The sequence below is a fragment of the Profundibacter sp. genome (assembly GCF_056498605.1).
Genome location: NZ_JBSMEZ010000165.1, coordinates 1 through 13,879, shown reverse-complemented (window position 1 = coordinate 13,879; position 13,879 = coordinate 1). Strand labels below are relative to the sequence as shown.

General features: G+C 55.9%; 18 protein-coding genes and 1 tRNA gene. 5 read left to right on the top strand and 14 right to left on the bottom strand.

Annotation, left to right across the window (positions count from 1 at the left end):
• From ACWB12_RS16685 to ypfJ, 9 genes are all read right to left on the bottom strand, one after another.
• Positions 1–333, bottom strand: a 333-nt coding sequence (locus ACWB12_RS16685; protein ID WP_479531231.1) for a hypothetical protein, incomplete at its 3' end; no start/stop codon positions are given.
• Positions 333–572, bottom strand: a complete 240-nt coding sequence (locus ACWB12_RS16680) for a hypothetical protein (protein ID WP_479531230.1) — start codon at positions 570–572, stop codon at positions 333–335. The genes ACWB12_RS16685 and ACWB12_RS16680, both read right to left, overlap by 1 nt.
• Positions 573–729: 157 nt before the next feature.
• Positions 730–815: transfer RNA gene (locus ACWB12_RS16675), tRNA-Leu, on the bottom strand.
• 148 nt (positions 816–963) lie between these two features.
• Complete coding sequence (locus ACWB12_RS16670) at positions 964–2,316, bottom strand: TRAP transporter large permease (protein WP_479531229.1); 1,353 nt, start codon at positions 2,314–2,316, stop codon at positions 964–966.
• Complete coding sequence (locus ACWB12_RS16665) at positions 2,313–2,897, bottom strand: TRAP transporter small permease (RefSeq protein ID WP_479531228.1); 585 nt, start codon at positions 2,895–2,897, stop codon at positions 2,313–2,315. The genes ACWB12_RS16670 and ACWB12_RS16665 overlap by 4 nt, the downstream gene beginning before the upstream one ends.
• Before the next feature lie 24 nt (positions 2,898–2,921).
• Complete coding sequence (locus ACWB12_RS16660) at positions 2,922–4,172, bottom strand: flavin-dependent oxidoreductase (RefSeq protein WP_479531227.1); 1,251 nt, start codon at positions 4,170–4,172, stop codon at positions 2,922–2,924.
• Positions 4,173–4,182: 10 nt separating this feature from the next.
• Complete coding sequence (locus ACWB12_RS16655; protein WP_479531226.1) at positions 4,183–5,271, bottom strand: hypothetical protein; 1,089 nt, start codon at positions 5,269–5,271, stop codon at positions 4,183–4,185.
• Between the two features lie 71 nt (positions 5,272–5,342).
• Positions 5,343–6,380, bottom strand: coding sequence for a TRAP transporter substrate-binding protein (locus ACWB12_RS16650; RefSeq protein ID WP_479531225.1), 1,038 nt, complete (start codon positions 6,378–6,380; stop codon positions 5,343–5,345).
• A 147-nt stretch (positions 6,381–6,527) separates the two neighbouring features.
• A complete protein-coding gene (ypfJ, locus tag ACWB12_RS16645) occupies positions 6,528–7,379 on the bottom strand; it encodes a KPN_02809 family neutral zinc metallopeptidase (protein WP_479531224.1) in 852 nt (283 codons plus the stop codon).
• 121 nt (positions 7,380–7,500) lie between these two features.
• On the opposite strand from ypfJ, the gene ACWB12_RS16640 reads away from it, so the two are divergent.
• Both ACWB12_RS16640 and ACWB12_RS16635 read left to right on the top strand, forming a co-directional pair.
• Positions 7,501–8,079 carry a YqaA family protein gene (locus tag ACWB12_RS16640; RefSeq protein WP_479531223.1) on the top strand — a complete coding sequence of 193 codons (579 nt, stop codon included), beginning with the start codon at positions 7,501–7,503 and terminating at the stop codon, positions 8,077–8,079.
• Positions 8,076–8,537 carry a disulfide bond formation protein B gene (locus tag ACWB12_RS16635; protein ID WP_479531222.1) on the top strand — a complete coding sequence of 154 codons (462 nt, stop codon included), beginning with the start codon at positions 8,076–8,078 and terminating at the stop codon, positions 8,535–8,537. The genes ACWB12_RS16640 and ACWB12_RS16635 overlap by 4 nt, the downstream gene beginning before the upstream one ends.
• A 170-nt stretch (positions 8,538–8,707) precedes the next feature.
• Here ACWB12_RS16635 and ACWB12_RS16630 read toward each other — a convergent pair whose 3' ends face one another.
• The 3 genes from ACWB12_RS16630 to ACWB12_RS16620 form a co-directional block, all read right to left on the bottom strand.
• The gene (locus ACWB12_RS16630; RefSeq protein WP_479531221.1) at positions 8,708–9,388 is read right to left on the bottom strand and encodes an RES family NAD+ phosphorylase; all 681 of its coding nucleotides are present in this window, start codon (positions 9,386–9,388) and stop codon (positions 8,708–8,710) included.
• Positions 9,385–9,822 (bottom strand): antitoxin Xre/MbcA/ParS toxin-binding domain-containing protein, encoded by a 438-nt coding sequence (locus ACWB12_RS16625; protein WP_479531220.1) that lies wholly within the window; start codon positions 9,820–9,822, stop codon positions 9,385–9,387. The genes ACWB12_RS16630 and ACWB12_RS16625 overlap by 4 nt, the downstream gene beginning before the upstream one ends.
• A gap of 63 nt (positions 9,823–9,885) precedes the next feature.
• Positions 9,886–10,305 carry an Lrp/AsnC family transcriptional regulator gene (locus ACWB12_RS16620; protein ID WP_479531219.1) on the bottom strand — a complete coding sequence of 140 codons (420 nt, stop codon included), beginning with the start codon at positions 10,303–10,305 and terminating at the stop codon, positions 9,886–9,888.
• Positions 10,306–10,422: 117 nt separating this feature from the next.
• Between ACWB12_RS16620 and rocF the strand changes: the two genes are divergently transcribed.
• Together rocF and ACWB12_RS16610 are read left to right on the top strand one after the other, a co-directional pair.
• Positions 10,423–11,349: an arginase gene (rocF, locus tag ACWB12_RS16615; RefSeq protein ID WP_479531218.1), complete on the top strand. Its 927-nt coding sequence runs from the start codon at positions 10,423–10,425 to the stop codon at positions 11,347–11,349.
• Position 11,350: 1 nt separating this feature from the next.
• Positions 11,351–12,403 carry an ornithine cyclodeaminase gene (locus ACWB12_RS16610; RefSeq protein ID WP_479531217.1) on the top strand — a complete coding sequence of 351 codons (1,053 nt, stop codon included), beginning with the start codon at positions 11,351–11,353 and terminating at the stop codon, positions 12,401–12,403.
• A gap of 15 nt (positions 12,404–12,418) precedes the next feature.
• Here ACWB12_RS16610 and ACWB12_RS16605 read toward each other — a convergent pair whose 3' ends face one another.
• On the bottom strand, positions 12,419–12,700 hold the full coding sequence (locus tag ACWB12_RS16605; protein WP_479531216.1) for a phytanoyl-CoA dioxygenase family protein: 282 nt from the start codon (positions 12,698–12,700) through the stop codon (positions 12,419–12,421).
• Between the two features lie 205 nt (positions 12,701–12,905).
• Positions 12,906–13,070 carry a hypothetical protein gene (locus ACWB12_RS16600; protein ID WP_479531215.1) on the bottom strand — a complete coding sequence of 55 codons (165 nt, stop codon included), beginning with the start codon at positions 13,068–13,070 and terminating at the stop codon, positions 12,906–12,908.
• Positions 13,071–13,209: 139 nt separating this feature from the next.
• On the opposite strand from ACWB12_RS16600, the gene ACWB12_RS16595 reads away from it, so the two are divergent.
• Positions 13,210–13,879: DNA gyrase subunit A (locus tag ACWB12_RS16595; protein WP_479531214.1), on the top strand; the 670-nt coding region annotated here is incomplete at its 3' end.

Sequence of the window (13,879 nt, the reverse complement as noted above, 5' to 3'; positions counted from 1 at the left end):
TACATAGAAAAACGGAGACTTACATTTCCCCAAAATCAATGATCCATCGATCGGACTTCTACGCTCCCCTTCAAAGGTAATCATATTTAAGCAAATCTTATAATGCCATAACCCCCAAACCCGATATCGTTTGCAATGCATGTTAGGATTGTATCCATCCTTAACAATCGGTGCATCCAGATGCGCTACATATTGTGTAAAAAGCCCCTCATCCGCTAACACCTCTGCCCTGACCTTTTTCAGCACCACGGCTTCAGCGACAGACAGCCCTACAAAGCCCGCAGCGAAAATCACCAACCAAAACCAAAGCCCGCGTTTCTTTATGCTTTCCATCACATCAGCCTTTCGTTTGCGGTCGCGTTAGAACCATTGTGTCCAAGCCCAATATGCTCGGCCAGCGTGTGGGACGTGGTGGAGGCATCGACATTCGCCATCATCACTTTGTAATTACCAAACTCCGCGTTTGTGGCGCGGGGCACCCCGCCACACTCATCCACCGCGCCCCGTGACGCAGCTCTCAACATCTCTATAAAATGATTTACCCCAGCAACCAGCAAAAATACACCCAACATAATCCCTCTAAAGTTGATCCTATCATCACATTCACCATGATCAAGCGAAAGCTCTGGGGGCGTGTAAAAACAGAACACCAGCTGCACGCAATCAACGCACTGATCATGCCGCTCCAATGCCCCAAACGGGACAGGGATTTCATGTTTCTTGGGTTAGTGGTGCCCGAGGCGAGACTCGAACTCGCACAATGTTACCATCGGGGGATTTTGAATCCCCTGCGTCTACCATTCCGCCACTCGGGCCACTACAGTGCTTTGCGTTTACAGTAGATTAGAGTATCGCAATTCGCCCACACTTGGGGTGAATTACGATTCTTGTTTACGCAAATCACTTGAAATGCTTCCTACCGTTAGCGTGTTGGCACGTCCATAGGAAAATCGCTCCGCGACGCTAAAACATCACCCCGACCAGCCACAGGGTGATCCCCGGGAACACCACCAGCACGACAACCCGCACCAGATCGGACAATACAAAGGGAAACACCCCCTGATAGGTTTTGATCATCGGAATGTCCTTGGCCATCGAATTGATGATAAACAGGTTCATCCCCACCGGCGGGGTGATCAATCCGACCTCGACCACGATCAGCGCAAGGATACCGAACCAGATCGCGGTGTCCTCAGCGTTCATGCCGAAATCCAGCACCTCGATGATGGGGAGGAAAATCGGGATTGTCAGCAGGATCATCGACAGGCTGTCCATGATACAGCCAAACACCAGATAGAAGATCAGCATGATCGCCAACACCATGTAGGGGCGGAACCCTTGGCCAAGGATCCATTCGGCCAGTTGCTGCGGGGCTTGGGTGGTGGCAAGGAACGAATTGAACACCTGTGCGCCCAGAATGATCAGGAAAATCATCGCGGTCGCATTGGCCGCCGCAAGCACCGAATCCATAAAGCCGCGCCAGTTCAAGCCTCCGGTCATAACCCCGTAGAGACCGGTGGCAACTGCGCCCACGGCAGCCCCTTCGGTTGGCGAGAACAGCGCCTGAATACCGGGTCGTGCCCAGTTCCAGTCGCCCGCAATACCGCCAATCACCAACCCGAATATGACCACCACGGGCCAGACCCTGACAAGGGTTTTGAACCGCTTCTTATAAGGTACACGCGGGGCGGTGCCCGCAGAATCAGGGCGCACACGCACGTAGATTGCCACCGTCAGCATATAGCCAAGCGCGGCAAGAATGCCGGGAATCATCGCCGCCATAAACAGTTTAACGATGTTTTGTTCCGCCAGCATGGCGTAAATCACCAGAATGACCGAAGGCGGGATCAGAATGCCCAATGTGCCCCCCGCCGCCAACACGCCGGTCGACAGCGCGTCCGAATAGCCACGTTTGCGCATTTCGGGCAGGGCCACCTGCCCCATCGTGCTGGCCGTCGCCAGCGATGATCCACACACCGCGCCAAACCCCGCACAACCGCCGACAGCCGCCATGGCAATGCCGCCCTTGCGGTGGCCCAACCAATCCGAGGCCGCCTCGAATAAAGCTGCGGACATCCCCGATTTGGTGGCAAACTGCCCCATCAGCAAAAACAGTGGCACAATCGACAGCGAGTAGCTGGAAAATGTGTCATATCCCAGCGTTTTGAGCAGGCCCAAAGTGGGCGCGGTTTTGCCCAAAAACGCCCACATGCCTAAAAAACCGGCCAGTCCCATTGCAATGGCAATCGGCACCCGCACGAATATCGCCAGCAGCATTAGAACAAAGGTGATGATAGCAATTTCTAGTCCTGTCATGGTTGATACTCCCGACCTTCCAAGGTCCAGTTCAGGCTGCGCCACATGGTAAACACACTAACAATGAAAAACAGAACCGCCCCGACAAAGGCCAGTGAATACGGGATCCAGATCGGCACGCTCAGCTCATAAGTAGTTTCGGCAAAGAACGGCTTGGATCCCATTGATAACGCACTGCGAAGCGCGTCTGAACCATAGGGTATTTTCTCGCCCAGCCCCAGCCAGAACCGCCAGACCAGCACACCGCTGGCCAGCGCAATCAGGCTGTCGCCGACAAAGCCCAGAAAGGTCTGGAACCGTTGCGACAGGCGCATGGTGAAAATATCGACCACCACATGGGCGCGTTTGAACTGGGCAAACGGCATGAAGGCGAAAATAGCAATAGCACTGCCCATTTCGACGATTTCATAGTCGCCTTTGATCGGGCCAAGACCGGCAAACAAAAAGAACCGCCCGATGATCGACGCCACCGTCACCAGTGCAATCAGCGCCAGTATAAAGCCACCGCCATAGGCCAGCGCCCTTGTGATTTTCTCCAGCCACTTGCCCACCCGCAGTTCGGCCGTTTTTGCCAATACCATATCTATCCCCTGCCCTGTCTACCTCTACACCGCTAAAATAGCGGGGCGTTTGTTCAATTCGTCAATCGTCATACCTGTTATCGCTTTATAGCGATCCGCGAATGCCTGACGTTCCATAAGCGGCATCACAGACTCGATATCGTCAAACCCGTTCGGTGCGCGTTCCGCCACAATGTCCAGCACCTTGTCCGGCCCATCGCCACGATTGGCCAGCACCACCGCGTTCACCGCCTCGCGTCGCGCTATATCATAAGCCTTTAGCGCCCCCAGCCCGACCCCGTAATCACGCAATTCCCGCGCCAGAATACGCGCGTCAATAATGCCTTGGGTGGCACCGTTTGACCCAATCGGATACATCGAATGTGCGGCATCCCCCAGCAGTGTTACCGATCCGAACGTCCACTGTGGCAGCGGGTTACGGTCCACCATCGGGAATTCCCATATGCCGTAAGCATCGGCAATCAGTTTGGGGATATCCAGCCAGTCAAATTTCATATCGGCAAAGCGGTCAGCAAAATCCGCGCGTAGGCCGGCGCGGTTCCAGTCTTGGGATAACCAGTCGTAATCCGCAGGCAGGGTCAGGTCCGCGATCCAGTTTATCAGACTGCCACCACCCTCGGTATCACCAATCGGGTAGCAGACGAATTTGCAATCCTTGTCCCCCGCCATCGCCATACTGCGGCCAGTCAGAAACCGTGGCCCTTTGGTAATCCCGCGCCACATCATGGTGCCGCCCCAAACAGCGGGGCCCTCATCGGGGTAAAACCCGGCCCGTAAGCCGGAATTGATCCCGTCAGCCGCGATCAGAACTGTGCCTGTGGCGGTGCTGGTCAGGTCTGTTTTGCGATTATGTAAGGTGATTTCAACCCCATCCGCATGCTCACGCCAATCTGTAACTGCCGCCCCCATGGTCAGCACCTCGGAACCTGCCCGCTCCAACAGCGCCTCAAGCAGCGCCATTTGCAGGCCCCCGCGATGGATCGAATATTGCGGCCAAGCATTGCCTGCCAACATTCCCCGCGCCTCGCGCCAGATTTCCTGACCGTATGCGTTGAAATAACCGACCTCTTCGGTGCGCAAACCCACCTTGTCCAACTCGGCCTCAAGCCCCAGTTCGAACAGCTCGCGGGTGGCCAGCGATTGCAGGTTAATCCCGACACCGAGCGGGCGAATGTCCTCGACCGTCTCATAGATATGAAACGGGATACCCACTTGCTGTAAACTAAGCCCCAATGTCAGACCGGCAATTCCGGCCCCTGCGATCAATACGGTCATGGTCTTTCCTTTAACAAATGACGCGCCCCTCGCTTAGATAGCTTAGTGCCATCAATAGATATGCCGTGCCCCAGATCAACTCGCTTTTGTTGGCAAATTCGCGCGGTTGGTTGAAACAGCCGCCAACCAGCCGTCCTTGAGGCCGCATATAGGGCATCAACCCCTCGATCATCGGGTCCAGATGGCGGGTGAATTCCTGTGCTGCTGCATCATTGTTTTCAACCTTCATCCGCGCCAATTGCTCGATCACAATTGCACTGGCCGATGTATCAACAGGCCCGTCCAGGTCATCAAAATCCCACACCGGCACCCCGTCGCCGCATTTTTCTTGCCAATAGCCGAATGTGGCGCGGGCGGCCTTTAGGTAGCGTTCCTCGCCAAAGCTGCGCCATCCGCGCAAGAATCCGGCGATAGCCCAAGCCTGTCCACGGCTCCAGCAACTGTCATGGTCCACCCCGAGCAAGGTAAAGTGGCGCAGGATTTCGTCGCGATCTTCGGCGTATTCGATAAATTCGATGGTTGATCCATCTTTGCGGACGAAATCGCGGATGGTGATGTCTAGATGACGTTTGGCCCCCTCGGCAAACACCTGGTCACCGGTTTCCGCCAGCGCCCAGAAATCCAGCCGGATATTTGGATGCACATTATCCACTGCAACGATCCGGCGCGAGGCAAGCGTGGTGCTTTTGACCTGCACCTCGTGACCGATTGGCATCGCACCATTATGCGGGATCGCCATGGCGCGCATGGAATAGGCCGCCGCCAGCGCCAGCGTGCGCATCGCGGGATCACCGGTTTGGGCATACATCCGCGCGGCGGAGTAATAAAATCTGTGGCCGCGAAACTGATCATCTTTTTCCAGCTTGGGGCGCAGCATTTCGGTGCGCGTGCGGGCCTCGTCAATCAGATCGGGACTGCCTTCCAGCACCCCTTTGATCCGCAGGCATTCCACCCAGTGCCCACCGCACCAGTCGCCATCTTCAACGGTTTGCCAAATGCCCGTGTCAGGATCGGCATGATAGGGCCACGCATCGCCTATCTGATCGCGGGTCTCGTCGAGACGGTGCAATAAATCAGTAAGTAACCTGTCGTGTTTCATCATCCCGCCCCTGAATTGAAGAAGGCCAGACCTGTATTTGTCTGGCCTTCATTCATTCTCACTATCCGGACCTAGTTGTCCGAATATTTCGCCACAAGCGCCTGTGCGTCGGCAACCATTGCTACTCCGTCCAGACCTTTTTCGGTGACTTCGGCAATCCAGTCCTGTGTCAGCTTATCGCCAATGGTGCGCAATTCGCCCACAACAGCATCGTCCAGCGTTACAATCACATTGCCACGATCACGCACAACCTTTTCACCGGCATCATCGCCCAAGTCCATCGCACGACCGGCCCAGCCGGATGCCTCGACTCCGGAATTGGCGTCAATGATCGCTTTTAGGTCATCAGGCAGCGCGTTATAGCTGTCCTTGTTCATCGCCCAGATGAAATAGGTGTTATATAGTGCGCGGTCCCCACCGATCTGGGTGTGGCTATCGGCCAGTTCATGCACCTTCAGTGGTGGAACGATCTCCCACGGGATTACACCGCCATCAACGATGCCTTTGCTAAGGGCTTCGGGGAATGCCGGAACCGGCATGCCGACGGGGGTCGCACCCACAGCCTCCAGCAGCTTGTTGGCCTGGCGCGATGGCCCGCGCAGTTTAAGGCCGTTAAAATCGGCAATTGTTGTAATAGGATCGCCTTTTTTGTGGATCACACCGGGGCCGTGCACGTGAACCGCCAGCAGTTGGACGTCAGAAAACCGCTCGCCCATGTATTTTTCAGTGAAATCCCACGCTGCCATGCTTGATGCTTCGGCAGACATTGACGTCATGAACGGCAGTTCGAACGCTTCTGCTTCGGGAAAACGGCCAGGCGTGTAGGCCGGAATGGCCCAACCGCCATCAATCACCCCGTCGCGGATCTGGTCATACAGCGCTGGTGGTTTGCCGCCCAGCTGCATGGCTGGATAGATTTCGATCTTGATGCGGCCACCGGATTCGGCCTCAATCTTTTCGGCCCACGGTACCATAAAGGATTTAGGCACCGACCCTTTTGGTGAAATAAAGTGTTGAAAGCGCAACGTCACTTCTTGTGACATCGCTGCCCCGGTGGTCAGCCCAAGGGCCATCGCCCCGATTAACGCGGATTTAAGTGTGAATTTCATCTGTAGTTCTCCCTGTTCACGATTCTTAATCGTTCGATATTGGCGCAGATTTTCCGATTCGTTGCAACTGCAATGATCTAGATCAACTGCGCCTTACAGAGAATATCCAACCGCGCGGTCGGTTTTACCAGCAATATTTTGGGTTTATCACAGATTATCCGTCCCGAAGGTATCGCAAGACCCGACATCAGCACTCTCGTACCCCGTCGCAAACCAGCGCTGTCGTTGCTCGGACGTGCCATGGGTAAAGGTATGCGGCATGGGCCTGCGCCCTGCATTGCGCTGCAAAGTATCATCGCCAATCTGCTTGGCCGCATTCATCGCCTCGGCAACATCGCCCCGTTCCACCGTGCCAAACCGTTCCTTGGCATAACGTGCCCAGATGCCGGAATAACAATCGGCCTGCAATTCTACCCGCACTGAAATACCATTGCTGTCAGCGGTGCTAAGCTGACGACGCAAGGTGTTGGCCTGCCCCAGAATGCCCAACTCGTCCTGCACATGGTGCGCAACCTCGTGCGCAACAACATAGGCAGCTGCAAAATCACCCTTGGCGCCCATTTGGCGGCTCATCGTGGTGAAAAATTCAGTGTCGAGATATACTTTTTTATCCCCGGGACAATAAAACGGCCCCGTCGCGCCATTGGCCCCGCCACAGGCGGATTGGGTCGCACCCTTGAACAGCACCAGTTTGACCGGCTGATAGGCCTCGTCCATTTGAGTGCGGAAAATTTCGGACCAGATTTCTTCGGTATCGGCCAGCACGACAGAAACGAATTCGCCTGCTTGTTTGTCGGCTTGGGTTAAGGTGCCACCACTGGACTGGGTTGCGCCACCCGCGCCAGTGCTGCCCAGCAAACTGTTAACATCCACGCCCATCAATGCGCCGATCACCACGATCACCAGCGCCCCGATGCCGCCAATACCTGCAGTTTTCCTAGCCGTCATCCGACGACGATCCTCGATATTCCGGCTACCCCGACGACCCTGCCACTTCATCACGCACTCCTACAGTTGTTGCATATAGAATAACGCATCCTTACCGCCCTGCAATACCGGATATGCTTGACCTTACGGCCTGCGCATGTTGCAACAGGAAAAAAAGCGAGCAGAAAAAACAATGATCAGGCGACTTTACAACTGGACTCTGGCCCTTGCCAACAGCCCCAACGCGCTGTGGGCGCTGGCGTTTGTGTCCTTTCTGGAAAGTTCGGTATTTCCGATTCCGCCGGATATCATCATGATCCCGATGATCCTGGCGCGACCTTCCCGTGCGTTTCTGATCGCGGGCGTGGCGCTTGCCGCCTCTGTTACGGGGGCATTGCTGGGCTATTATATTGGTGCTGGCCTGTTTGATGTGGTCGGTCAGCCGCTGCTGGATTTCTACGGCAAGGCGGACGCGGCCGAACAGTTCAACCAGCGTTTTCAGGAATGGGGCGCATGGGCGGTGCTAATCGCCGGCGTCACCCCGTTCCCGTTCAAGGTGATCACCATCATGTCGGGCTGGACCGGTTTGAACCTGTGGGTGTTCATCATATCGTCGATCATCGCGCGGGGCTTGCGGTTTTATATCGTCGCCGTCCTGCTGTGGAAATTCGGCGCACCAATTCGTGACTTTATCGAGCGGCGTTTGGGCCTTATGTTCACGCTATTCATGGTCCTGCTACTGGGCGGCTTCTATCTGGTGAAATACATATGACACGCAAACAACTTATCCTGATCGCCGCTTGCGGCTCGCTTTTGTCTCTCTTGGGGGCTTTTGCCTTTCAATATATCGGCAACATGCCGCCCTGCAAATTGTGCCTGTGGCAACGCTGGCCTCATGGTGTGGCGATTGTTGCCGGCATTCTGGCGCTGATGATGCGCGGCAAGCTGTGGCCAATGATCGGGATGCTGGGGGCTGCCACCACATCAGCCATCGGGTTCTACCATACAGGGGTGGAACGCCAATGGTGGCAAGGCCCGACCTCTTGCACCTCATCGGGCACCTCCGGCATGTCCAGTGCTGACCTTCTGGAACAGATCATGGCCGCCCCGTTGGTCCGCTGTGACGTCGTGCCGTGGGAAATGTTTACGCTTTCGATGGCGACATGGAATGCGCTTGGCTCGCTGGTGTTTGCGCTGGTCTGGCTGATGGCGATCAAACGTAGCTCATAGGTTTTAGCGAGGAAACGCGTCCCTTTTATTTCGGCAAAATACACGATCAATATGCATAAAAGATCTGCGCCATTCCTTGGTAAGCCATTGAAATAGAGCTGAATACATATCCACTATTCCGGAATAGCGGAACTGTTAATTCACATTACCCGCCCCATATAAAAGGCGAGCTATTCCATCTCGATCCTTGGCGTGTTGGCCCCCTCCCAAGTGAACTGATAGGTCGCCCCTTTGCGCACATTCCCCACCATCGCGGGCCTAAAACAAGAAATGCAACCCCCTGATTTAGCCCGCACAGACGGATACAACACCCCCGCCCCCCCGTCCGCCAACAACTGCTCCCCCAAGGTTTGCGAGGCCACGTAACTGTCAGCATCCAGACAATCCGCAAACGCCGCTACCCCGCGGATATCGTGGAATTCGCCGCCGAAATCCGCCAGATAATCATCATAGGTCACGCTTTCCTGCCACCAGTTTACCTCGGCCAGTTCCACCGACTTGTGAAACGCCACTTCGGCCTGCGAGACCTTAACGGTAAACCCCGCATACCACGCGCCGCGATCCGGCCCGTTGAACCGCGCGCCCAATGGGGCGGCGTGGCAAAAGGCGGCGTTGATCATCCGGTAGAATGGCACGCCCGATACCAGTTCATTTACCCCGATCCCCGACAGCAGGTTGTTTTCCGCCTGCAAGCGGTCATTGTCGGCATGGTCCAGATTGAAAATTTCCGCCAGATGCGCGTCATCATCGGCAATCCGTGCCAAAACGCTATCGCCGCACTCGCTGTACTTTGAGGGCACCAAATGGTGTGTGTCCAGCTGGCGAATGGCGGTTAGCGGCGGCAGGCTCATCGCCCGCCGCGCCGTGCATCCAGCAATCTGCGTACAGTTTGAAACGCGGGCAACCCGCCGCGCAACAGGTAATCAAGAGCGGCATCGCCACCGAATATCCGGTTCTTGTTGGGCAGCGTGATCCATTTGTCGGCCAGTTCTTCACTATAAAGGATGTTCAGCGCCTTGAAGATGCCCACCAGATAGGAAATCCGCCTGATCCGGTCCTCGTCCAGCAGCGCACCTTGCCCCTTTTTCAGCGTATAGAACGCCCCGTTCGATATGCCTCCCAGCAAGATGCGCGCCTTGGTATCGGGAATACGCCATTTTTCCATGATATTGAAAAAGGCCCGCACCGCGCTATCACTCAACCGTTCGCGTTCGGCCCTATCTGACAGGTCGATCAGCGGCGACGCGGTATATTTAGTTTGTGGGGCGACAAGCGATAAGGCCATCCAAGTAACTCCTATGTAGAAGATACATATACTCCATTAATGGAGACTGTCAAGGCTGACCGCCTAACTCCGCGTCGACAACAGCAGATTGGTTTCGCTGCGCATCACCCCGTCAATGCGCCGGATATCAAACAGCACCTTGTCCAGCGCCTCGAGCGTGTCAGTGCCAATTTCAGCAATCAGATCCCATTTGCCGTTGGTCGAATGCACCACCTGAACCGCAGAAATCCCGTGCAGGCGGTGCATGATTTTTTCCGCGCCGCGCCCCTCGATCCCCAGCATCATCAACCCGCGCACAGGGGCCTGTGCGATGTCGCTTTTCAGACGCACCGTGAACCCAAGAATCTCACCGCGTTTGGTCAGGCGTTCAATCCGGCTGCGCACGGTGGTGCGCGACAGGCCCAGTTCAACAGCAAGACTGGAAAGCGGCGCACGGGAATCGCGGCGCAAGACGGCGATCAGGGTTTTGTCAATTTCATCCATAACGGAACTTTTCGCCTTCGGTTTGCTTATTATGCAACCGATATAGCCTATTTGACTGCTACACACCAACCCGATTTGCGTAAATTATTGAAATTGGAACAAGCGAGCAGGTTAGATATGGAAGATAAAGACACCCTTTTGATCGGGGCGCCCGTGGACAGCGGCAAGCGTCGGCGCGGCTGCCTTATGGGGCCGGATGCCTTGCGCACCGCTGGTCTGGCCGAGGCAATAACGGGGCTGGGGCACACGGTACGCGACCTTGGCAATCTGGCCCCCGCCAAGACCACCATCAAGGACGACCCCAACAGCAACACTTTTGAATTGGCCAAAACCGTGGGCTGGACCAAAACCCTGATGGCGGCCGCCAAGGACGCGATGGCGCAGGGCTTTCCGATCTTTCTGGGCGGCGATCATGCGCTGTCGCTTGGCTCTGTCGCGGGTGTTGCTGCCTATGCCGCTAAGGTGAAACGCCCGCAATACGTGCTGTGGCTGGACGCGCACAGCGATTTTCACACGCCCGAAACCACAGCATCGGGCAACCTGCACGGCACGCCCTTGGGCTATGTCAGCGGGCTGGACGGTTTTGACGCCTTTCCGCCCCTGCCCGCCACAGTGCCGATGAACAACATCTGCCTGATCGGCATCCGCTCGGTTGATACAGCAGAACACGCCGCATTGCTCGACAATAACATCCGCGTGGTGGAAATGCGCGCGATCGATGAGGGCGGCATCAAACGCCCGCTCGAGGCGTTTTTAGACGATGTCGCCCGCGCCAACGGCCTGCTGCATGTATCGCTCGACGTTGATTTCCTCGACCCCTCGATTGCCCCTGCCGTCGGCACCACCGTGCCCGGAGGAGCGACCTTCCGCGAGGCGCATCTGGTGATGGAAATGCTGCATGACAGCGGCCTTGTCACCTCGCTCGATCTGGTCGAGCTGAACCCGTTTCTGGATGACCGCGGGCGCACCGCTACCCTGATGGTCGACCTGACCGCATCGCTAATGGGCCGCCGCGTATTTGACCGCCCCACACGGAGTTACTGATATGACCATTCCCGCCCCATCCGATCTGGCCTATGTGCCGTTTGTATCCGTCGACAACATGATGAAGATTGTGCATCATATTGGTATTGAACGGGTTTTGTCAGATCTGGCCGATTATATAGAGGAAGATTTCCGCCGTTGGGAGTTGTTCGACAAGGTCCCGCGTGTGGCGTCCCATTCGACTGAGGGTGTGATCGAATTGATGCCGACCTCGGATGGCGAGGTTTACGGCTTCAAATACGTCAATGGCCACCCTGCCAACATGAAGAAAGGCCTGCAAACCGTTACAGCTTTTGGTCTTTTAGCCGATGTGGCCAGCGGATACCCCGTGCTGCTCTCAGAAATGACCATCCTGACCGCCCTGCGCACCGCCGCGACGTCAGCAATGGTGGCGCGTCACCTCGCCCCCAAAGGCGCAACTACACTGGCGATGATTGGCAATGGTGCCCAAAGCGAATTTCAGGCGCTGGCAATGAAAACCATCTGCGGCATCACGGATGTGCGCTTATACGATATCGACCCTGCTGCAACGGCCAAGTGCATGAAAAACCTTGAAGGCATGGGGATGAACCTGACCGCCTGCAAAACCCCCGAACAGGCGATTGAAGGCGCGCAAATCATCACCACCTGCACCGCCGATAAACAATACGCCACCATCCTGACCGACAACATGGTTGGCGCGGGTGTACATATCAACGCCATCGGCGGCGACTGCCCCGGCAAGACCGAACTGCACCGCAATATCCTGCTGCGCAGTGACATCTTCGTTGAATATCCGGAACAAACCCGCATTGAGGGCGAGATACAACAATTAGAGCCGGATCATCCGGTGACCGAGATGTGGCAGGTGATCAACGGCACCGCTACGGGGCGCACCTCTGCGGCCCAAATCACCCTGTTTGACGGGGTTGGCTTTGCCACCGAGGATTTCAGTGCCCTGCGCTATGTGCATGACCAGCTGGAGGATGGGAATTTCTATCAGGACCTGGACATGGTCGCCGACCCAGATGATCCGCGCGATCTGTTCGGGATGGTGCAGCGGGCCAAGGAGTGACGAAAAGGGTAAAATTCACGCCCACTGCAATGGCGTTGGTAGGGCTCCGGCAGCATAATCCACTCTTAGGGTTCGACGAGGTGATTGCGACAAAGATGGTCGTGAACGATGCAGTAAGAGCATTTTCAAGACCAACACATCACCACGAGCCGCGCAGCAAACCCCGGTGCGGTAGCCGCCTACCGTATCTTTGATCTCACTTGCGGATAACACACCCGCCTTATGGCTCCTCAATGCGATCTCCATCGCACCGTTCGTATCATCCTGATCATCCAGATGAAGCCTCACAAAAAGCACCTCTTCAAGAACGCTAACGGGTGGCTCTCAGTGCCATCCCCTGCCTTGCACGACCAGTTCCCATATCCAGAAACTTCGTGCTTTTCACCAACAGCAATCACGCGATCCTGATGCCATGGCACACTCCAGTTCCCAGACGCCGTTTTGTTGAATGCCACGACCCGCACGGGACGCGCCGCAAAAGATATGTCGCTCAATGCCTCGTTCAGTTTTTCAATCCATTCAGCACTACACCAACCCCGCCGCCCGCTGCAATCCTAAGGCCGACATTGTCACCCATTTCGCAGGTTTCAATCAGATTGCTCACTTCGCCATCGGACAGTATTTGGTGAAACCACATTCGACCCTCAGTTTCAAACTCGTTCATCATCCCAAAAGATCCGTTTTTTGAAGGCTGTGCAAGCTATCTCAAGCATCATTTCCCAACCTCAACCATTGCACACAACATGCGCCATCCTGTATAGTGGCTACAACACTATATAGCGCACAGCGAACAGGCGGAAATTTACGTGAACGACACTCCGGAAACACCCGACAACGAAGAAGAAAATCCGAATCCATCATATGTGTATGACGGTCCTTCGATCTCGATCACAGGCGAGATGAAAACATCCTATCTCGACTATGCCATGAGCGTGATCGTTTCGCGAGCGATTCCCGACCTTCGTGACGGGCTGAAACCGGTGCACCGGCGCATCCTTTATGCCATGTTCGAGGGCGGCAATACCCACGATAAATCCTACCGCAAATCGGCCCGTGCCGTTGGCGATGTGATGGGTAAATACCACCCGCACGGCGACAGCGCGATCTATGACGCGCTGGTGCGCATGGCCCAGGATTTCTCGATGTCGCTGCCGCTTCTGGACGGTCAGGGCAACTTTGGCTCGATGGATGGCGATAACGCCGCCGCCATGCGCTATACCGAGGTCCGGCTGGACAAACCAGCCGCCTTTCTGACCGCTGATCTGGACAAGGACACCGTCGATTTTCAGGACAACTATGACGGCAAGGACAAAGAGCCGTCCGTTCTGCCCGCCCGTTACCCCAATATGCTGGTCAACGGGGCTGGCGGCATTGCGGTCGGCATGGCCACCAACATCCCGCCGCACAATCTGGGCGAGGTGATCGAGGCCACGCTGGCACTGATCGAAAATCCCGATCTGACCAGCGAAGATCTGA

What these genes read in the sequence shown, in the direction of transcription:
- ACWB12_RS16630 (WP_479531221.1), bottom strand. Translation starts at nt 9,388, where the DNA reads ATGAGCCTGCCGCCGCTAACCGCCATTCGCCAGCTGGACACACACCAT.
- ACWB12_RS16600 (WP_479531215.1), bottom strand. Translation starts at nt 13,070, where the DNA reads ATGATGAACGAGTTTGAAACTGAGGGTCGAATGTGGTTTCACCAAATA.
- ACWB12_RS16670 (WP_479531229.1), bottom strand. Translation starts at nt 2,316, where the DNA reads ATGACAGGACTAGAAATTGCTATCATCACCTTTGTTCTAATGCTGCTG.
- ACWB12_RS16650 (WP_479531225.1), bottom strand. Translation starts at nt 6,380, where the DNA reads ATGAAATTCACACTTAAATCCGCGTTAATCGGGGCGATGGCCCTTGGG.
- ACWB12_RS16665 (WP_479531228.1), bottom strand. Translation starts at nt 2,897, where the DNA reads ATGGTATTGGCAAAAACGGCCGAACTGCGGGTGGGCAAGTGGCTGGAG.
- rocF (WP_479531218.1), top strand. Translation starts at nt 10,423, where the DNA reads ATGGAAGATAAAGACACCCTTTTGATCGGGGCGCCCGTGGACAGCGGC.
- ACWB12_RS16660 (WP_479531227.1), bottom strand. Translation starts at nt 4,172, where the DNA reads ATGACCGTATTGATCGCAGGGGCCGGAATTGCCGGTCTGACATTGGGG.
- ypfJ (WP_479531224.1), bottom strand. Translation starts at nt 7,379, where the DNA reads ATGAAGTGGCAGGGTCGTCGGGGTAGCCGGAATATCGAGGATCGTCGT.
- ACWB12_RS16655 (WP_479531226.1), bottom strand. Translation starts at nt 5,271, where the DNA reads ATGAAACACGACAGGTTACTTACTGATTTATTGCACCGTCTCGACGAG.
- ACWB12_RS16620 (WP_479531219.1), bottom strand. Translation starts at nt 10,305, where the DNA reads ATGGATGAAATTGACAAAACCCTGATCGCCGTCTTGCGCCGCGATTCC.
- ACWB12_RS16680 (WP_479531230.1), bottom strand. Translation starts at nt 572, where the DNA reads ATGTTGGGTGTATTTTTGCTGGTTGCTGGGGTAAATCATTTTATAGAG.
- ACWB12_RS16625 (WP_479531220.1), bottom strand. Translation starts at nt 9,822, where the DNA reads ATGGCCTTATCGCTTGTCGCCCCACAAACTAAATATACCGCGTCGCCG.
- ACWB12_RS16610 (WP_479531217.1), top strand. Translation starts at nt 11,351, where the DNA reads ATGACCATTCCCGCCCCATCCGATCTGGCCTATGTGCCGTTTGTATCC.
- ACWB12_RS16640 (WP_479531223.1), top strand. Translation starts at nt 7,501, where the DNA reads ATGATCAGGCGACTTTACAACTGGACTCTGGCCCTTGCCAACAGCCCC.
- ACWB12_RS16635 (WP_479531222.1), top strand. Translation starts at nt 8,076, where the DNA reads ATGACACGCAAACAACTTATCCTGATCGCCGCTTGCGGCTCGCTTTTG.